Origin of the sequence: Brevundimonas diminuta, assembly GCF_039673845.1 — a bacterium.
Lineage (GTDB): Bacteria > Pseudomonadota > Alphaproteobacteria > Caulobacterales > Caulobacteraceae > Brevundimonas > Brevundimonas diminuta_E.
This window is the reverse complement of sequence record NZ_JBDJMK010000009.1, coordinates 76279-93615: the sequence shown is the minus strand read 5'-3', so window position 1 is coordinate 93615 and position 17337 is coordinate 76279. Positions and strand designations below refer to the sequence as shown.

19 protein-coding genes are annotated in these 17337 nt (G+C 67.6%); 11 read left to right on the top strand and 8 right to left on the bottom strand.

Annotated features, from left to right (window positions below):
- From ABE454_RS11400 to ABE454_RS11390, 3 genes are all read left to right on the top strand, one after another.
- Complete coding sequence (locus ABE454_RS11400) at positions 1-162, top strand: hypothetical protein (RefSeq protein ID WP_003167825.1); 162 nt, start codon at positions 1-3, stop codon at positions 160-162.
- Positions 163-288: 126 nt separating this feature from the next.
- Positions 289-1086, top strand: coding sequence for a crotonase/enoyl-CoA hydratase family protein (locus ABE454_RS11395; RefSeq protein WP_346531755.1), 798 nt, complete (start codon positions 289-291; stop codon positions 1084-1086).
- A gap of 269 nt (positions 1087-1355) precedes the next feature.
- Positions 1356-1781, top strand: coding sequence for a PaaI family thioesterase (locus ABE454_RS11390; RefSeq protein WP_346531753.1), 426 nt, complete (start codon positions 1356-1358; stop codon positions 1779-1781).
- 82 nt (positions 1782-1863) lie between these two features.
- Here ABE454_RS11390 and ABE454_RS11385 read toward each other — a convergent pair whose 3' ends face one another.
- From ABE454_RS11385 to ABE454_RS11375, 3 genes are read right to left on the bottom strand one after another with little or no spacing between them, the layout of a single operon-like run.
- The gene (locus ABE454_RS11385) at positions 1864-2880 is read right to left on the bottom strand and encodes an HlyD family secretion protein (protein WP_346531752.1); all 1017 of its coding nucleotides are present in this window, start codon (positions 2878-2880) and stop codon (positions 1864-1866) included.
- Between the two features lie 23 nt (positions 2881-2903).
- Positions 2904-3671, bottom strand: a complete 768-nt coding sequence (locus ABE454_RS11380) for an ABC transporter ATP-binding protein (protein ID WP_346531750.1) — start codon at positions 3669-3671, stop codon at positions 2904-2906.
- Entirely contained in the window at positions 3668-4840 is a 1173-nt protein-coding gene (locus ABE454_RS11375; protein ID WP_346531748.1) for an ABC transporter permease, read from the bottom strand. The genes ABE454_RS11380 and ABE454_RS11375 overlap by 4 nt, the downstream gene beginning before the upstream one ends.
- Positions 4841-5066: 226 nt before the next feature.
- Here ABE454_RS11375 and ABE454_RS11370 point away from each other — a divergent pair, with 226 nt between their 5' ends.
- From ABE454_RS11370 to ABE454_RS11360, 3 genes are all read left to right on the top strand, one after another.
- Entirely contained in the window at positions 5067-7196 is a 2130-nt protein-coding gene (locus ABE454_RS11370; RefSeq protein WP_346531746.1) for a S46 family peptidase, read from the top strand.
- Between the two features lie 319 nt (positions 7197-7515).
- Positions 7516-9612, top strand: coding sequence for a S46 family peptidase (locus ABE454_RS11365; protein WP_346531745.1), 2097 nt, complete (start codon positions 7516-7518; stop codon positions 9610-9612).
- A complete protein-coding gene (locus ABE454_RS11360; protein ID WP_346531743.1) occupies positions 9609-10136 on the top strand; it encodes a GNAT family N-acetyltransferase in 528 nt (175 codons plus the stop codon). Before ABE454_RS11365 ends, ABE454_RS11360 begins: the two co-directional genes overlap by 4 nt.
- 174 nt (positions 10137-10310) lie before the next feature.
- Here the strand turns inward: ABE454_RS11360 and pgsA are convergent, their stop codons facing one another.
- The 5 genes from pgsA to ABE454_RS11335 all read right to left on the bottom strand — a co-directional run bounded on the left by pgsA (position 10311) and on the right by ABE454_RS11335 (position 14529).
- Positions 10311-10937 (bottom strand): CDP-diacylglycerol--glycerol-3-phosphate 3-phosphatidyltransferase, encoded by a 627-nt coding sequence (gene pgsA / locus ABE454_RS11355; protein ID WP_346531742.1) that lies wholly within the window; start codon positions 10935-10937, stop codon positions 10311-10313.
- A 79-nt stretch (positions 10938-11016) separates the two neighbouring features.
- On the bottom strand, positions 11017-11631 hold the full coding sequence (locus ABE454_RS11350; protein ID WP_003166117.1) for a carbonic anhydrase: 615 nt from the start codon (positions 11629-11631) through the stop codon (positions 11017-11019).
- A gap of 54 nt (positions 11632-11685) precedes the next feature.
- On the bottom strand, positions 11686-13584 hold the full coding sequence (gene uvrC / locus ABE454_RS11345; RefSeq protein WP_346531739.1) for an excinuclease ABC subunit UvrC: 1899 nt from the start codon (positions 13582-13584) through the stop codon (positions 11686-11688).
- A 16-nt stretch (positions 13585-13600) separates the two neighbouring features.
- Positions 13601-14047 (bottom strand): DMT family transporter, encoded by a 447-nt coding sequence (locus tag ABE454_RS11340; protein ID WP_346531738.1) that lies wholly within the window; start codon positions 14045-14047, stop codon positions 13601-13603.
- 8 nt (positions 14048-14055) lie between these two features.
- Positions 14056-14529, bottom strand: a complete 474-nt coding sequence (locus tag ABE454_RS11335; protein ID WP_346531736.1) for an NUDIX domain-containing protein — start codon at positions 14527-14529, stop codon at positions 14056-14058.
- Positions 14530-14682: 153 nt separating this feature from the next.
- Here ABE454_RS11335 and ABE454_RS11330 point away from each other — a divergent pair, with 153 nt between their 5' ends.
- The 5 genes from ABE454_RS11330 (at position 14683) to ABE454_RS11310 (ending at position 17332) form a co-directional block, all read left to right on the top strand.
- Positions 14683-15084 (top strand): dihydroneopterin aldolase, encoded by a 402-nt coding sequence (locus ABE454_RS11330; RefSeq protein WP_346531734.1) that lies wholly within the window; start codon positions 14683-14685, stop codon positions 15082-15084.
- Positions 15085-15864 (top strand): SDR family oxidoreductase, encoded by a 780-nt coding sequence (locus tag ABE454_RS11325; RefSeq protein ID WP_346531732.1) that lies wholly within the window; start codon positions 15085-15087, stop codon positions 15862-15864.
- A gap of 112 nt (positions 15865-15976) precedes the next feature.
- The gene (locus ABE454_RS11320; RefSeq protein WP_346531730.1) at positions 15977-16513 is read left to right on the top strand and encodes a 6-pyruvoyl trahydropterin synthase family protein; all 537 of its coding nucleotides are present in this window, start codon (positions 15977-15979) and stop codon (positions 16511-16513) included.
- A complete protein-coding gene (gene folB / locus ABE454_RS11315; RefSeq protein WP_346531728.1) occupies positions 16510-16899 on the top strand; it encodes a dihydroneopterin aldolase in 390 nt (129 codons plus the stop codon). The genes ABE454_RS11320 and folB overlap by 4 nt, the downstream gene beginning before the upstream one ends.
- Before the next feature lie 58 nt (positions 16900-16957).
- On the top strand, positions 16958-17332 hold the full coding sequence (locus ABE454_RS11310) for a serine/threonine protein kinase (RefSeq protein ID WP_346531727.1): 375 nt from the start codon (positions 16958-16960) through the stop codon (positions 17330-17332).
- Positions 17333-17337 lie beyond the last annotated feature (5 nt).

Sequence of the window (17337 nt, the reverse complement as noted above, 5' to 3'; positions counted from 1 at the left end):
ATGAACGAAAACAAAGAGCGCAATCTCCAGCACGCCATGATGTCCTTCGCCCTTTTCGGCGGGATGCTGGTGAACACGAAACAGATGAACGGCGCCGCCGACCGCGTGGTCAGCCACCCGTCCAACTTCGTGCCCATAACGATCAAACGGCCGCGCGCGTAGTCGCGAGACTGGATGATCCAGCCAGAAGCCCCGGTCAGAACGACCGGGGTTTTTCAATTCCGCCCTTGCCATCACGCCGCCCTGTGGCCGACATCCTGGCCTCTATTTCAGAAGAGGAAGCGCGGCATGGGTCTGATCGTTGAAGAGCGCAAGGGCGCGGTCATGGTCTGGACGCTGGACCGGCCCGACCGCCTGAACGCCCTGCCGGACCTTGAGGACGGCGACGCCTTCGCCGCCGCCTGCGCCGCCGTCAACGCCGACCCCTCGATCCGCTGCGTGGTGCTGACCGGCGCCGGGCGCGCCTTCTCGGCGGGCGGCGACCTGAAGGCGATGAAGGGCCGTCGCGACCTGTTCGAGGGTTCCGGCGCCGCCATCCGCGAACGCTATCGCCGCGTCGTCCATCGCATCGTGCGCGCTCTCTACGGGCTGGAGGTTCCGCTGGTGACGGCGGTCAACGGTCCGGCCATGGGGCTGGGCTGCGACATCGCCGGGCTGGGCGACATCCGCATCGCCTCGGACCGCGCCAGCTTCGGCGTGCCCTTCATGAAGCTGGGCATCATTCCCGGCGACGGCGGCTCGTGGCTGCTGCCGCGCAACATCGGTTACAACCGCGCCGCTGAACTGCTGTTCACGGCCCGCAGCATCGACGCCGCCACGGCCGACCAATGGGGGCTGGTCAACCGCGTCGTTCCGCATGAGACGCTGATGGACGAGGCGATGCAGACGGCGGGCCAGATCGCCGCCCAACCGCCCCAGGCCCTGCGCATGGCCAAGACCCTGCTGCGTCAGGGGCGCGACATGAACTTCGACCAGATGCTTGAACTGTCCGCCGCCATGCAGGCTCTGGCCCACCTGACCGACGACCACATCGAAGGCGTTACGGCGGTGCTGGAAAAACGGCCCGGAGCGTTCTCGGGACAGTAGCCTCTCAAAGCCCTCCCCCTCGATAGGGGAGGGTTGGGTGGGGGGGGCGGCAGGCCGTTTCCGAAGCGAACGCGCGAGACGCCGCCTCAACCGCCCGCACAGCCCCATCACCATGAAGCTGGAAGAGACAAAGGGACCTCGTCGCGGTCCCTTTTTTGCATTCCCAGTCCGCCGCACCTGCCTCCAACCCCTGCGTTGACAGCCGCGCATTTCCCATGTCAGTTTTCAAACGCAACTAACTAAGGGCCATCATTATGAATCCTGCGACCATGACCGGACTGGAACTGCTGACTGCTGCGTCGGAGGGAAAAATACCGCCTGCGCCGATCGGCAAAACCATGGGCCTGTCGACCATGAAGGTCGCGGAAGGCCATGTGACGCTCCACGCCCGCGCTGACGAAAGGCATCTGAATCCGCTGGGCGGCGTGCACGGCGGTTTCGCCGCGACCGTGCTGGATTCCGTGACCGGATGCGCCGTGCACACCCTGCTGCCGGCCGGAGGATTTTACGCGACCGTGGATCTGAACGTGAAGATGCTGCGACCCATACCGCGCGACGAAGAGCTGATCGCAGAAGCCCGTGTGGTGCATTTTTCCCGATCGCTCGGCGTTGCGGACGGGACCCTGAAAGACGCAGACGGAAATCTCATCGCCACCGCGTCTGCGACCTGCTTCATAAAGCAACCCAAAGCCTAAGGCTGCGCGGCGCGAAACGAATGCGCCCATCAAAAAAGGGGCCCCGTGCGAGGCCCCTTTTCCGTTTCCATTCCGCAAGGGCCTATTGGCGCGCAGGCGTCTTCATGGCGCGCGAGGCGGGCACGCCGGTGGTGTTGGTCTCGCGTTTGGCGCCGGCCGTTTCGCCTGGCTTCATGAACTTGACCAGCACCCGCTGGCCGATCAGCAGCGGGGCGTCGTCGACGGCGACCACCACCTCGACCACGCGCTCGTCGGTGCGCTGCGAGGGGTCGTCCGAGGCCAGTTTGCGGGCGCCGAAGACGGCGGCGCGGCGCAGCACCTTGCCGACATAGACCTTGGTCGGATCGCCCTCGGGGGTGATCTCCACGGCCTGATCGACGGTGATGTTGGGAATGTCGGCCTCGACGATCTCGGCGCGGGCGATGCGCGGGGCGTCCGGCTCCAGATCGAACATGTTCGACACGTTCAGGGTCGAAGCGCCCGCGCCCGGATTGGCGTAACGGCGCACGATGCGGCCGTCGGACGGCGCGCGGATGACCGTCAGTTCGACATTATAGGCGGCCTCGTCGCGACGGGCGCGGGCGCTCTGGACGGCCGACTGCTGCGAGCCCAGCCGGGCCTGCGCCTGGGCGATGGCGTCGCGGGCCTGATCCATGCGCTGGGCGGCGACGAAGTTGGTGGCGACCAGCTTGGCCAGACGGTCATGCTCGCGCTGGGCGGCGGTGATGTCGACGTTGATCAGGCGCAGCTGGCTCTCGGCCTCGGCCAGATTGGCGGCGGCCGTCTGCAGGGCCAGACGGGGTTCATCGTCTTCCTGACGGGCCAGAATCTGGCCGGCGGCGACGCGGTCGCCCTCCTGCACCAGAACCTCGCGCACCACGCCTCCGCGTCGGGCGGCGATCTGGATGATGCCGCCTTCGATGTCGACCTTGCCGTTGGCGATGGCGGCGTAGGGGCTCTCCACCTTCTTCGAGGCGGCCTGCGCCAGTTCCGCCTTCTTGGCCGCGCTGGCGCTCTGGAACATGGAGAAGCCGACGATCAGCACGATCAGCAGCACTAGGCCGATCCAGAGCCATTTGTTTTTCAGGAATGCAGGCATGGGAGTCCTCAAAAGGATCGGTGTCAGTGCGAGGCCAGGATGGCGTCGGGGTCGGGGATGCGGCGCTGGTCGTCGATGATGACGCCGTCTTCGATGTGGATGACCCGGTCGGCCCAGGCTTCCAGGCGCGGGTCGTGGGTCACGCAGATGACGGCGGCCCCGTATTCGGTGGCGGCCCGGCGCAGCAGGCGGATGACCACCTGGCCGTTCTCGCCGTCCAGCGCCGAGGTCGGCTCGTCCGCGAACAGGATCTGCGGGTCCTTGGCCAGGGCGCGGGCGATGGCGACGCGCTGCTTCTCGCCGCCGGACAGGGCCGCCGGGCGCTGGTGCAGGCGATGGCCCAGGCCGACCTCTTCCAGCGCCAGGGTGGCGCGTTTACGGGCCTGTTCGGGCGTCAGGCCCTGAAACTTCAGCACCGTCGTCACCTGTTGCAGGGCGCTGAGGGCCGGGAACAGGTTGAAGCCCTGAAAGATGAAGCCGCAGTGATCCAGCCGGAATTTGTCGATCCGGCCGGGCGACAGCTTCCACAGGTCATCGACGTCCAGCGCGTCGACCCGGCCCTCTTCGGGCTTCAGCAGGCCCGACAGGGCGGCGATCAGCGTCGACTTGCCCGAACCGGACGGCCCCATGACCATGGTCAGGTCGCCGTGGCGCGCGTCGAAATCCACGCCCTTCAGAACCTCGACGAAGTTCTTGCCGGACTTGAAGCGCTTGATCAGCCCCTTGGCCTCGATGGCGAACTCGCCATGCTTGCCGTGAACCTTGGTGTGTCCAAAAGCCATGGTGTTCATCGCAGCAGATCCGCAGGCTGGCTCTTCTTCAGGATGCCCATCGACAGGAAGCCGGACACCATGGCGATGGCGATCAGGCCCCCGCCGACCACCAGCAGCAACAGCGGGGGCAGGGCGATGATGACCGCCTTCGACAGGGCGAACAGCGACAGCAGCCACGTCAGGCCGATGGCGGCGGCCACGCCGACCACCCCGACCCAGAAGCTCAGCTCCATGACGATGCGGCGCAGGGATCCCATCCCGACGCCCAGCGCTCGCAGCGAGGCGAACTCCTTGATGTTGGCCATGATGGCGCCGCGCAGGGTCTGCCAGGTGATGGCCACGCCGATGATGACGCCCAGCACCACGCAGCCGCCGATGATGATGACCAGAATGCCTTCCTCGAACATGGCGCCCGCATTGGCGTCGGCCAGATCCTGACGGGTCCAGGCCTTCCACTGGCCGTTGCCCATGGCGTTCAGCTGGGCGGTGACGATTTCAACGCGGGCCGGGTCCTTGATCTTGATCATCAGCGGGCCGACGCGCGGCCCGGTGTCGGCCTGACCCAGCATCCGCAGGGTGTCGCGCGACATGACGACGCCGGGCTGCATCATGTTGGGATAGCCGCGGGTGACGCCGACGACTGTGACGGTCTGGCCGTTGTAAAGAGCCTTGTCGCCCAGCTTGACGCCCAGCGGCGTCAGCGCCGTCTCATCGACCGCAACGGTGAAGGGCTGGCGCAGGGCGTCGACCAGTTCGCGCGAATAGTCGGTGGGAATGGTGACCGAGCCGGGCGTGGTGTCGATGATGCTGGACTGCACATATTTCAGGCGCGGGGCGCCCTGTTTGGCGTTGTCGGCCTGGCTGCGGGTGGGGTCGACTTCCTTGATCGACTGGAAGCTGCCCCCGGCGCCGTCCAGCGGTTGCACCTCGACCACCTCGGGATGGTTGTAGGCCAGGGGGATGAAGCGACGCGGCACGCCGGACGGCCCGCTGATCAGGCTCTTGGCCCCCGGTTGCAGGATCATGATGTCGGCGCTCGACCGCTCGATCTGGGCGGTGAAGCCCTTGCCGATGCCGATGAAGACCCCGGTCATGGCCAGCACCAGCAACCCCGAAAGGGCCAGCGCCATGACGGCGGCCATATAGCGGCGCCACTCGAAGAGCAGCGTGGACAGCGCGAGCGACATACGCGTTCATATTCCCCTGACTTGCACGGTTATCTGACCGCGCACCGGCCCGTGGCCAAGTTAAATCGGGGTAAGGCTTGGCGGGGCGATCGCGCTTCGCTCACGCAATGGTCAGCGCAGGCGATAAGGCGTCGCGCACCTCCGGGGGTTGTGGCCCCTGTGCTTCCGGCGTTAGTGACCTGGCCAAAGAAAGACGAAGCAGGAGGCTTCGTCGCCGGAGAAAAACATGCTGCCTCGCCATTTTTCGTCCAAGAAATTTTCCCGCGCCGTTTCTGACCGCGCTTCTCTGGCCGCCTCTCTGGCGGCGATCGGCATGGTTGCAGCGCTCGCCAGCGCCCCCGCCACCAGCGCCCGCGCCGATGAAGGCATGTGGACCTTCGACAGCTTCCCCATCCAGACGGTGAACCAGAAATACGGCACGCGCATCGACCAGCCGTGGCTGGATCGCGTCCGCAACGCCGCCGTGCGCCTGCAGGGCTGCTCGGCCTCGTTCGTGTCGGGCGAAGGCCTGATCCTGACCAACCACCACTGCGTCATCTCCTGCGTGCAGGATCTGTCGACGGCTCAGAACGACTACGTCAAGAACGGCTGGATGCCCGCCACGCGCGAGGAAGAGAAGACCTGCCCCGGTCAGACGGCCGAGGTCCTGACCGACATCACCGACGTGACCGAGCGCGTTCTGGGCGCCGGTTCGGGTCTGGAAGGCGCCGCCTTCGTCGCCGCCCGCTCGGCCGAGATCGACGCCATCCAGAAGGAAGCCTGCGGCGACGACCGCAAGCTGACCTGTCAGGTCATCAGCTTCTATCGCGGCGGCAAATACGCCCTGTACAAGTTCCGCAAATACGAAGACGTGCGTCTGGTCTTCGCGCCCGAGTTTCAGGCGGCCTTCTTCGGCGGCGACCCGGACAACTTCAACTTCCCGCGCTACGCCCTCGATGCCGCCTTCCTGCGCGCCTATGAGGACGGCAAGCCGGTCGCCACGCCGAACCATCTGAAGTGGAATCCCAACGCCCCTGTCGACGGCGAAGTCACCTTCGTGGCGGGCAACCCCGGCTCGACCTCGCGCCTGCTGACCATGAGCCAGCTGGAGCGTCTGCGCGACCAGCAGATTCCCCTCACCCTGATCCAGGGCGCCGAGCTGCGCGGCCGCCTGATCGAATATTCGACCACGGGCGAGGAAGAAAAGCGCGTCGCCCTCGACCCGATCTTCGGTCTGGAGAACAGCTTCAAGGTCTACTACGGCCAGCAGGGCGCCCTGACCGACCCGGCCTTCATGGGCAAGAAGCGTCAGGAAGAGGCTGAACTGCGCCAGCGCGTCGCCGCCGATCCGGCCGTGGCCGAACGCATCGGCGACCCGTGGGCCGATCTGGAAAAGGTGCAGGCGACCGCCCGCGACCTCTATCTGCCCTATCGCCAGCTTGAGGCGAACGCGGGCGGCGGCTCGACCCTTTATTCCTACGCCCGCGCCATCGTCCGCGCGTCCAAGGAACGCGCCAAGCCGGTCGCCGAGCGCCGCGCCGGATACGCCGACAGCGACATCGCCGCCCTGGGCCGCCGTCTGGCCTCCGAGGCGCCGATCCCGGTCGGCGTCGAAGAGATCCAGCTGTCGCACTGGATGCTGAAGACGCGCGAATATCTGACGGTCGACAGCGCCGATGTGAAGGCCATGCTGGGCGCCGAAAGCCCCGAAGTCATCGCCGCCCGCCTGTCGCAGAGCCGCCTCATCGACCCGGCTTTCCGCGCCCAGGCCCTGGCCATGACGCCGGAACAGCTGGCTGCCTCGGGCGATCCGATGATCGCCTTCGTCCTGGCCAATGATGACGCGGCGCAAGCCGTCCGCACCCAATGGGACGCGGGCGTCAACGCCCCGACCGCCCGCGCCGCCGAAAAGGTCGCCCAGGCCCGCTTCGCCGTCTATGGCGAGAACCAGTATCCGGACGCCACTTTCAGCCTGCGCCTGTCCTACGGTCAGGTGAAGGGCTGGAGCTATCGCGGCGTCACCGTGCCGTCCTTCACCCACATGGGCGGCCTGTGGGACCGCGCCACCGGCGCCGAGCCGTTCAACGCCGCCGACCGCTTCGTCGCGGCCAAGGACCGGATCAACAAGGATGTCGTCTATGACTTCGTCTCGACCAACGACATCATCGGCGGCAACTCCGGCTCGCCGGTGATCAACGCCAGGGGCGAAGTGATCGGCGCCGCCTTCGACGGCAACATCCACTCGCTGGGCGGCTCGTTCGGCTATGACGGCGAGCTGAACCGCACGGTGTCGGTTTCGACCGCCGCCGTCACCGAGGCCCTGCGCAACGTCTACAACCAGCCGCGCCTGCTGCGCGAACTGGGCGTGCGCCGCTAAGGCTTGCGCGCGGCGTCCACGCCAGACGCCGCGCCTCTCCCTCCCCTTCATGGGGAGGGTGGTCGCGCAGCGACCGGGTGGGGAGGGGCAGGCGATCCTGAACTCCACTTCCGGCTTTGGCCCTGCGCCCGAACGGCCCCGCCGCCCCACCCGGTTTCGCCCTGTCGGGCTCAACCACCCTCCCCATGAAGGGGAGGGAGAAAACAATACGCCCCCGTCTGACGCATCGGCCTGCTAGCTTCCATCGTGTCGATTTCAGACTATTCAGACGAATTGGACTCTGTTTTTCCTCGCCGGAGTCTGAACTCAGGAGCCTTCCATGCGTCACATGCTGTTCGCCTCGGCCGTCGTTCTGGCCTTCGCCGCCGCCTCATCCGTCGCGTCCTCGACCAAGGCGGAGGAGGGCATGTGGACCTATGACAACTTCCCCATCGCCCGCGCCAATCAGACGCTGGGCACGTCCATCGATCAGGGCTGGCTGGACCGTGTGCGCCTGTCGTCGGTGAAGTTCGGCGGCTGTTCGGCGGGCGTCATCTCGGCCGAGGGGCTGGTGATGACCAACAACCACTGCGTCGCCTCCTGCGTCGCCAATCTGTCGACGCCGCAGCTTCAGTATAATGAGACCGGTTTCACCCCCCGCAGCCGCGAGGAAGAGCTGCAGTGCCCGGGCGCCTCGGCGGAAATCCTGACCGACATCACCGACGTCACCCAGCGGGTCCAGAAGGCGGGCGCTGGCCTCGACGGTCAGGCCTACACCCAGGCGCGCGAGGCCGAGGCGGGCCGCATCGAAACCGAAACCTGCGGCGACGACGCCAGGATCCGCTGTCAGGTCGTCAGCCTGTATCGCGGCGGTCAGTTCAAGCTCTACAAGTTCCGCAAATACTCCGACGTGCGTCTGGCCTGGGCGCCGGAAGACCGCGCCGCGACCTTCGGCGGCGATCTGGACAACTTCTCCTTCCCGCGCTTCGCCATCGATGCCGCCTTCATCCGCCTGTACGAAGACGGAAAGCCCGCCGCGACCCCGACCCATTTCACCTGGAATCCGAACAAGCCGACCGAGGGCGAGCCTGTCTTCGTCACCGGCAACCCCGGCTCGACCCAGCGCCTGCTGACGCAGGCCCAGCTGATGACCATCCGCGACGTGGTCCTGCCGCTGGATCAGCTGATCGCCTCCGAACTGCGCGGCCGTCTGATCCGCTATTCCGAAGAGGGCGCCGATCAGGCTTTCATCGCCATGGACCCGCTGTCGGGCGTCGAGAACACCTATAAGCGCGGCCGCGGGCGCATGGCCGCCCTGATCGACCCGGCCTTCATGGACCAGCTGGCCGGTCAGGAAACCGTCTTCCGCCGCCGCGTGGCCGAGAGCGAGCAACTGTCGGGCGAGGTCGGCGACCCGTGGGCCGTTCTGGCCGACGTCCAGCCGATCGCGCGCGAGCTTTACCCGGCCATGGCCCTGCTGGAAGGCGGCACCGGCATGGGCACCACAGCGGTCGCGGGCGGTTCGCCCCTGTTCCAATGGGCGCGGGCCATCGTGCGCGGGGCGCAGGAGCGCGCCAAGCCGTCCGACCAGCGTCTGGCCGAGCTCGCCGACAGCCGCCTGCCGGGCGTGCAGTCCGCCCTGTTCGCGGCGCGTCCGACCTATCCGGAACTGGAGCAGATCCGTCTGGAATGGTGGTTGTCGCGGACCCGCGAATGGCTGACGGTCGACAGCCCCTATGTCCGCACCCTGCTGGGCAAGGAAAGCCCCGAGGCCCTGTCCGCCCGCCTGATCGAAGGCACGAAACTGGCCGATCCCGCCGTGCGCCGCGCCCTGTGGGAAGGCGGCCTGCCCGCCGTTCAGGCCTCGACCGACCCGCTGATCCAGTATGTTCTGGCCATCGACGCCGACGCCCGCGCCGTGCGCGCCGACTGGGAGAACCGGGTGCAGGCGCCGACCGACCGCGCCTCCGAACAACTGGCCGCCGCCCGCTTCGCCGTCTTCGGCGACGCCGTCTATCCGGACGCCACCGGCACCCTGCGCCTGACCTACGGCCGGGTTGAAGGGACCGACGTGCCGGGCCAGCGCATCCCCGCCTTCACCACCTTCGCGGGCCTGTGGGACCGTGCGACGGGGGCTGAACCGTTCAACGTCGCGCCCAAAGTGCTGGCCGCCAAGGACCGCATCGACCCGAACGCCGTGATGAACATGGCCGTCTCGTCCGACACCATCGGCGGCTCGTCCGGCTCCCCCGCCGTCAATGCGAAGGGCGAGATCATCGGCGCCAACTTCGACTCCACCGTCCTGACCCAGCGCAACGCCTATGGCTATGACCGCAACGTCAACCGCAGCGTCATCGTCACCACCCAGGCCGTGACCACGGCCCTGCGCGACGTCTACGGCATGGACCACCTGATCCGCGAACTGGGCGTCAAATGAGCGAAACGACCTTCCGGCCTGCCGCGCCGGATGACATTCCGGCGCTGCATCGCCTGATCGAAAGCGCCTATCGCGGCGACAGCGCCAAGTCGGGCTGGACCCATGAAGCCGATCTTCTGGGCGGCCAGCGCACGGATGAAGCCGAACTGCGGGACATCCTGACCGACGGAGCGCGGGCGCTGTTGCTGGCCGAGGTCGACGGCGCCCTGACCGGCTGCGTTCAGGTCGCCGATCAGGGGCAGGGCCTGTCCTATCTGGGCCTGCTGACTGTCGATCCGGCGCGTCAGGCGGGCGGTCTGGGACGCCTGCTGATCGACGCCGCCGAGGCCGAAGCCGCCGCCCGCTTCGCCGCCACGCGCATGGAGATGACCGTCATCCGCCAACGCGCCGAGCTGATCGCCTGGTACGAACGCCGCGGCTATCGCCTGACCGGCGAAACCCGCCCCTTCCCGCTCGACGACGAACGCTTCGGCCTGCCCCGCACGCGCGAACTGGAGTTCGTGGTGCTTGAGAAGATGCTCTGATCCCCTTCTCCCCTTGTGGGAGAAGGTGGTCCGTCAGGACCGGATGAGGGGTGTTCGCGCGACGGCATGAAAAAGGGGCGCAGGCTGCAGGGGCTGAACTTCAACCCGCGCCGCCGACACCCCTCATCCGTCAGGCTTCGCCTGCCACCTTCTCCCACAAGGAGAGAAGGGGAATTACAGGTCCTGCATCTGCTTGCGGGCGGCGCTGAAATACTGCCAGCCGGTCCACAGGGTGACGATGGCGGCCAGCCAGATCAGGGCGTCAGAGAACAGCTGGAAATGGGGCAGGTAGTCGAACGGCAGGCCCCAGCCGTCCCAGTTGCGGGCGAACAGCTGGCAGCCCAGCGCGACCATCTGCAGCGTCGTCTTCCACTTGGCGGCCAGGGTGACGGGCAGGGTGATGCGGCCCGCCATCGTCTCGCGCAGGGCCGAAACGGCGAACTCGCGGAACAGGATCAGGCCGCACGGAATGATGATCTGCTGCACCGAGCCGCTCGTCAGCACGCCCAGCACGGCGCCGGTGACCAAGATCTTGTCGGCGATCGGGTCCAGGATGGCGCCCCAGCGCGTCTCGGCCTTCCAGCGGCGAGCCAGATAGCCGTCGATCCAGTCCGTCGAGGCGGCGAGGACGAAGATCCAGAACCCCGTCCGATACATGGCGAACTGGTCGTCAGGGCTCAGCCAGGCAGAGACGAAGGGGAAGCCGCTGGTCGCGCCCGCCAGCAGCAGGAACATGACGATCCCGGCCGCCAGCCGCAGGCTGGTCAGGATGTTGGGGATGGCTTTGTAGGCAGGGGCCATGACGTCTTCCGTTGCAACACGCCGGGTGTGCCACGGTTCGCGGCCAGAGGCGAGGGCGGGCTGAGCGGCGAGGGCGCCCTCAGTCCAGCCGCTCGAACCGCCCCGGCCCTGTCAGCTTGGACAGGATGCCCAGCGCAATGCCGAAATGCAGGCCGCTGAGCTTCAGTTCACCCGCCGCCTCCTTCTCCGCGATCCAGGGGAAGGTGCGCAGATTGTCCAGCGACAGGCGCACCACGGCTTCTTCGGCCGCGCACTCGACCTGTTCGGCGGGCAGGGCCTCGACCGCGCGGCGCACGCTGGGGGCGGCCTGCTCGACCCAGGGGGCGACGAAGTCCTGACAGTTGGCCGGGGCGCCGTTCAGCATGGCGTTCACGCCGCCGCAGGAGGCGTGACCCATGACGACGACGTGTTTGACCTTCAGCACATTGACGCCGAATTCCAGCGCCGCCGAGACGCCGTGCAGCTTGCCGTCCGGCTCATAGGGCGGGACCAGATTGGCGACGTTGCGCACCACGAACAGCTCGCCCGGCGCCGTGTCGAAGATCAGGGCAGGGTCGGCGCGGCTGTCGGAACAGGCCACGACCAGGGTGTGCGGCTTCTGACCATTGGCGGCCAGGGCTTCGTATTCGGCGCGTTCGGACGGCCACCGGTTCTGGCGGAAGCGGTGATAGCCCTTGGTCAATTCGTTGGTCATGAAGCGCTTCCTAGACCCGCGACGGTTGGTCGCTCAACCCGAAATCGGCGTCCCTCACGACTTGTGAAAGAAGCCGTGGATGCGCTCGGCCAGCGCCTGGCTGACGCCGTCCACCTTGACCAGATCGGCGACCGAGGCGCGGCTGACCCCCTTGGCCGAGCCGAAGGCGTGAAGCAGCGCCTTCTTGCGCCCCGGCCCGACGCCCTCGATCTCGTCCAGCGGATTCTTCTTGATGTCCATGGATCGGCGCTTGGCGTGGGCGCCGTTGGCGAAGCGGTGCGCCTCGTCCCGCAGGCGCTGGATGTAGTAGAGGGCCGGGCTCTTCAGCGGCAGCATGAAGGGCGGCTTGCCGGGCATGAAGAAATGCTCCTTGCCCGCGTCGCGGTCCGGTCCCTTGGCCACGCCGACCACGGCGATGTCGTCGACGCCCAGATCGGCCATGACGGCCAGCACCTCGGCCAGCTGGCCCGCCCCGCCGTCGACCAGCAGCAGGTCGGGGCGCTCGACCGCCTCTCCGGCCTCCTCGTCCTTGACCATCTTGCCAAAGCGGCGGCGCATGACCTCGCGCATCATGCCGTAGTCATCGCCGGGCGTCAGGTCGTCGCCCCGGATGTTGAACTTGCGGTACTGGTTCTTGCGGAAGCCCTCAGGCCCCGCGACGATCATGCCACCGACAGCGTTGGTTCCCTGAATGTGGGCGTTGTCATAGACCTCGATCCGCTCGGGCCGGGCGTCCAGACCGAAGGCCTCGCACACCTCGTCCAGAATCTTCGACTGGGCCGAGTTCTCGGCCAGCTTGCGGCCCAGCGCCTCGCGGGCGTTGGTCAGGGCGTGGTCGACCAGACTGGCCTTGCCGCCGCGCTGGGGCCGGGCGATCTCGACCCTGTGCTCGGCCTTCATGCTGAAGGCTTCCTCCAGCAGCTCCAGCTCATGCGGGCGGACGTTGGACAGGATCAGGCGCGGGACAGGCTTGTCCTCATAGAACTGACCCAGAAAGGCGGCGAGGATTTCCGGATCGCTGTCGCTCTTGTCCACGCGCGGGAAATAGGCGCGGCCGCCCCAGTTCTGGCCCGCGCGATAGAAGAAGACCTGAACGCAGGCCTGACCGCCCTCGGCGTGCAGGGCGAAGACGTCGGCCTCGGCCACGCCCTCGGCGTTGACGCTGTTCTCCATGGCGATGGCCGACAGGGCGCGGATGCGGTCGCGCACCCGGGCGGCGGTCTCGAAGTCGAGGTCGTCGGAGGCGGCCTGCATCTCCTGCGACAGGCGGCCGATGACGGCGCGCGACTTGCCGCGCAGGAAGGCCTCGGCCTCATTGACCAGACCGCCGTAGTCCTCCAGCGAGATCAGGCCGGTGCACGGCGCCGAGCAGCGCTTGATCTGGTGCAGCATGCAGGGGCGGGTGCGCGTCTCGTAAACGCTGTCCGAGCAGGACCGCAGCAGGAAGGCCTTCTGCAGGGTGTTCAGGGTGTTGTTCACCGCCCAGGTCGAGGCGAAGGGGCCGAAATAGTCGCCCGGAATCGTATGGGCGCCGCGATGCTTCCTGACCTGGGGCGCGCGGTGGTCGCGACGGATCATCAGTTCGGCGAAGGACTTGTCATCGCGCAGCAGGACGTTGAAGCGCGGCTTCAGCTTCTTGATGAAGTTGGATTCGAGCAGCAGGGCCTCGGTCTCGGACGCCGTGACCACCAGCTCCATCGCGCGGGTCAGCGACACCATCAGCCCGATGCGCTGGGTGTGGAAGCGGCCTTGCGCATATTGCACTACGCGCTTCTTCAGCGACTTGGCCTTGCCGACATAGAGGCAGGCGCCGTCCTCGCCGTACATGCGATAGACGCCGGGCTTGTCGGGCGCGCGCCGGGCCTCGTCCGCGATCAGTTCAGCGGCCTGAAGCGGAAGGGCGTTCGCCTGAGAATCGGGCGTCTCCGGAATGTCGGGCGTCGGGTCGGTCATCAGCCGGGATATAGGCTCAGCCGCGCCGGACCAGAAGCACTCCGCCGATCACCAGCAGCACCCCGGCGATACGGGTCAGGCTGATCGGCTGCTGCGGCACGCCCATGACGCCGAAGTGGTCGAGGATCAGGCTCAGCGCCAGCTGGCCCGCCACCATCAGAGTGATGGTCAGCGCCACGCCGATCTTGGGCACGCCCCAGGCGGCCGCCACCACGAAGACGCAACCGTAAAGCCCGCCCAGCCACGCCCAGGCGGGCAGGGCCTTCATCGCCTGCACGTCCGGCCGCGCCTGCAGGACCAGCGCCGTCACGCCCAGCGCCACCGCCCCAACGAAGAAGGAGACGAAGGCTGCATTGACCGGCGACCCGACCGCGCTGGCCAGCCGCGCATTGGTCGGCCCCTGCAGGGCGGTGGCGGCGCCGCCCAGGATCATGGCCAGCAGGGCGAGGATGGGAAGCTGCATCGGTGGTCTCACCAGTTCGGATCAGGCGCGGCGCCGCCGAAGATCTCGGCCAGACGATCGCGGGTGGCGCGGGTCGTGTCTTCGGGCAGGGCGTCGGGGTGAAACCAGCCGATCTCGGCGATCTCGCCATGACTGGTCCGTTCGGTCATGTCGAAGGCGTCGATGCGGAAGACCAGCACATGATCCCCCGGAAAGAATCGCTCATTGGAATGGACCGACAGCAGGCGCGGCTCGCCCCTGACGATCAGCCCGGCCTCTTCGCGCAGTTCGCGGATGACGGCGGCATGGGTCGTCTCGCCCCGGTCCACCCCGCCGCCGGGCAGCCACCAGCCCTCCAGATAGGTGTGCTTGACCAGCAGCACCCTGCCCTCGCCATCGACCGCCGCGCCGCGCACGCCCAGCGTCATGCCCCGGCTCATCCGCGACACGATGAAGAACAGCGGCCGGGTGAGGGGTTCGATACGGATGCGCCAGTTTGCCATGCGCGAACGATAGGCCGCGGCCGGGCGGCTTGAACAGGGGCGCGCTTGCCCCTATTCGGAGGCGGAACAGGAGACCCATCATGCTGGCCATCGCCACCATCTTCGCCTTCATCGCCGTTGTCGCCGCCTTCAACTATTTCGAGTTCGGCCGGGTTGACTGATCGGGCGCCCGATGCGGGCGGGTTCGACTGGCGCGCAGCCGGGGACCACGTCCGCGTCGTCCTGAAGGATGTGACGGTCGACGTCAGCGTCGGCCTGCATCCGTGGGAGCGCCATCCCGAGCGCCCCACGCGCCTGCTGGTCAATGTCGAGATGTTCGCCGGATGGCCGCTGCGCCATGGCGACTTCATCGATTATGACAGCGTGCGCGACCATATCCGCAACTGGGCCGGGCGGCCGCATGTCGACCTGCTGGAGACGCTGGTTGAAGAGGTCATCGCCGCCTGCTTCGCCCTGCCTGCGGTCGAGGCCTGTCGCGTGCGGGTCGAAAAGCCCCTGATCTTCGCCGAGGCGGCGGGGGCGGGCGTCGAAATCTTCCGCAGAAGGCCGGGCTGAATGAGCGCGGCCGCTGAGCGTGTGGTCCTGATTACCGGCGCCGCGCGGCGTGTGGGCGCGGCGCTGGCGCGCGGGCTGGCGGCCGACGGCTGGCGCGTCGCCATCCATCATCGCGGCGGGGCCGATGAGGCGCAGGCGCTGGCGCAGGCCATCGGCGATGCAGGCGGGCAGGCCGACACCTTCGCCGCCGATCTGGCGATCCCGGCGCAGCGCGAGGGGCTGATTCCGACGGTGGTCGAGCGGTTTGGCCGGATCGACGCCCTGATCAACAACGCCTCCCTGTTCCGCTATGACACCCTGCAGAGCCTGACCGAGGCGTCGTGGCGCGATCATGTGGACGCCAATCTGACGGCGCCGGTCTTTCTGATCCGCGACTTCGCCGCCGCTGTCGAACAGGCGCAGGGGCAGGGCTGCGTCGTCAATATTCTGGACCACAAGATCGACACGCCGAACCCGGACTTCTTCGCCTATACGGCGGGCAAGGTGGGGCTGGCCGGTCTGACGCCGACGCTGGCGCTGGCGCTGGCGCCGCGCGTGCGGCTAAACGGGGTGGCGCCGGGCTTGATCCTGCGCAGCGGCGATCAGACCGACGCTGAGTATGAGGCCGCATGGCGCGATACGCCGCTGGGGCGCGGGGCCGGGGTGGACGATGTGCTGGGGGCGGTGCGCTTCATCCTGTCGGCGCCGGCGCTGACGGGGCAGGTCATCACCCTGGACGGCGGCGAAAGCCTGATCCGGCGCGGCCGCGACGTGGCCTTTGATCCGGGACTGAAGGTGTGAAGCCCGCCTTTCAGGGCCCGTCGTCTTTACTTCGCCATCGTGCGGGTGTTGATGCGCGGACCCTTGGCGGCCCCTATATGCGGCGGCCGACGCCGTTGACCCCTTAGAGCCCATGCCCGCTGTCCGTTTCACTCGCCGCTTTTCGATGGCGCACCGGCTGATCGCCGATGCGGGGTCGAGGTGCGCCGTGCCGCACGGCCACAATGAGTTCGTGACGGTGACGCTGGAGCCGACGGCCGAGATCGCCTTCGGCGCCGCCAACCACGCCGCCTCGTTCGAGCGGCTGAAGACGCGCTGGCACGGCTTTGTCGACCGCAGTCTGGACCACGCCTTCCAGCTGAACCGCGCCGATCCCCTGCTGGGCTGGTTCCGCGAGCATGAGCCGCACCGCCTGAACCAGGTGCTGACGGTGGACGGCGATCCTACGACCGAGGCTCTGGTCATCGCCCTGTGGCGCAAGCTGGAGGCCATTGTCGCGGCCGAAGACCTGCCCTTCCGGCTGGCCGAACTGGCCATCGAGGAGACGCCGACCAACACCGTTCTGGCGCGCGGCCTGACGGCGGCGGAGCGGGCGTGGGAGCTGGGCGCCTGGTGCGACCGGGCCGATTTCAGCATCAATGATCTTCTGCCGCCGGAGACCTGGTCTTGAGCGCCGTCGTCACCCCCCTGCCGTCCGTCGAACCGCGCCGTCTGGGCCTGAAGGTCATGGTGCGCGCCCTGAAGGTGGAGGCCTCCATCGGCTTCTACGATCATGAGCATGGCAGGCTGCAGCCGCTGGTGGTGGACGTCGATCTGGATCTGGGCGCCGCGCCGGTCGAGCGTCTGGCCGATACGCTGGACTATGACGGCGTCGCCCGCATCGTGCGCGAGCTGGCGGCGGGGCCGCACATCGCCCTGATCGAGACCTTCGCCGAGCGCACAGCCGTCGCCTGCCTGAGCGATCCGCGCGTGCTGAGCGTGGTGGTGCGGGTTGAAAAGCCCGGCGCCATTCCCGATGCGGCGGCCGCCGCCTGCGAAGTCGCCTATTCCCGCTGAGGCCGGTTGCGCGCAGGCCTGCCTGCCGCCATCATCTTCGTTCTGACAAGAGGTTCCGATGGTCCAGTCCGGCGATTACAGCAGAACCGGCGCCGAGGCGGCGTCGGCCGACCTGACCGGTCTTTACGCCGGTTACGCCCTGATCCTTCTGGCGGCGCCGACCTTCGGCGTGGCGGCGCTGATCGGCCTGCTGCGCGTGTGGGGGCGACCGGCGCCGGCGGACCCGCTGTTGCGCAGCCACTTCGAGTTCCAGAAGCGGACGCTGATCGCGGCGCTGCTGGCCATCATCATCGGCGCCCTGCTGGTGCTGGTGAATGTGGGCATCTTCGTGCTGTTCATCATGGTGATCTGGACCATTGTGCGCGGGGCGCTGGGGCTGAAGGCCCTGCTGGAAGGGCGAGCCATCGCCAATCCGCGCCGCCTGTTTTACTGAATGGA

What these genes read in the sequence shown, in the direction of transcription:
- ABE454_RS11320 (WP_346531730.1), top strand. Translation starts at nt 15,977, where the DNA reads ATGCCCGCTGTCCGTTTCACTCGCCGCTTTTCGATGGCGCACCGGCTG.
- ABE454_RS11310 (WP_346531727.1), top strand. Translation starts at nt 16,958, where the DNA reads ATGGTCCAGTCCGGCGATTACAGCAGAACCGGCGCCGAGGCGGCGTCG.
- ABE454_RS11380 (WP_346531750.1), bottom strand. Translation starts at nt 3,671, where the DNA reads ATGAACACCATGGCTTTTGGACACACCAAGGTTCACGGCAAGCATGGC.
- uvrC (WP_346531739.1), bottom strand. Translation starts at nt 13,584, where the DNA reads ATGACCGACCCGACGCCCGACATTCCGGAGACGCCCGATTCTCAGGCG.
- ABE454_RS11340 (WP_346531738.1), bottom strand. Translation starts at nt 14,047, where the DNA reads ATGCAGCTTCCCATCCTCGCCCTGCTGGCCATGATCCTGGGCGGCGCC.
- ABE454_RS11325 (WP_346531732.1), top strand. Translation starts at nt 15,085, where the DNA reads ATGAGCGCGGCCGCTGAGCGTGTGGTCCTGATTACCGGCGCCGCGCGG.
- ABE454_RS11400 (WP_003167825.1), top strand. Translation starts at nt 1, where the DNA reads ATGAACGAAAACAAAGAGCGCAATCTCCAGCACGCCATGATGTCCTTC.
- ABE454_RS11395 (WP_346531755.1), top strand. Translation starts at nt 289, where the DNA reads ATGGGTCTGATCGTTGAAGAGCGCAAGGGCGCGGTCATGGTCTGGACG.
- ABE454_RS11385 (WP_346531752.1), bottom strand. Translation starts at nt 2,880, where the DNA reads ATGCCTGCATTCCTGAAAAACAAATGGCTCTGGATCGGCCTAGTGCTG.
- ABE454_RS11375 (WP_346531748.1), bottom strand. Translation starts at nt 4,840, where the DNA reads ATGTCGCTCGCGCTGTCCACGCTGCTCTTCGAGTGGCGCCGCTATATG.
- ABE454_RS11335 (WP_346531736.1), bottom strand. Translation starts at nt 14,529, where the DNA reads ATGGCAAACTGGCGCATCCGTATCGAACCCCTCACCCGGCCGCTGTTC.
- pgsA (WP_346531742.1), bottom strand. Translation starts at nt 10,937, where the DNA reads ATGGCCCCTGCCTACAAAGCCATCCCCAACATCCTGACCAGCCTGCGG.
- ABE454_RS11390 (WP_346531753.1), top strand. Translation starts at nt 1,356, where the DNA reads ATGACCGGACTGGAACTGCTGACTGCTGCGTCGGAGGGAAAAATACCG.
- ABE454_RS11365 (WP_346531745.1), top strand. Translation starts at nt 7,516, where the DNA reads ATGCGTCACATGCTGTTCGCCTCGGCCGTCGTTCTGGCCTTCGCCGCC.
- ABE454_RS11360 (WP_346531743.1), top strand. Translation starts at nt 9,609, where the DNA reads ATGAGCGAAACGACCTTCCGGCCTGCCGCGCCGGATGACATTCCGGCG.
- ABE454_RS11370 (WP_346531746.1), top strand. Translation starts at nt 5,067, where the DNA reads ATGCTGCCTCGCCATTTTTCGTCCAAGAAATTTTCCCGCGCCGTTTCT.
- ABE454_RS11350 (WP_003166117.1), bottom strand. Translation starts at nt 11,631, where the DNA reads ATGACCAACGAATTGACCAAGGGCTATCACCGCTTCCGCCAGAACCGG.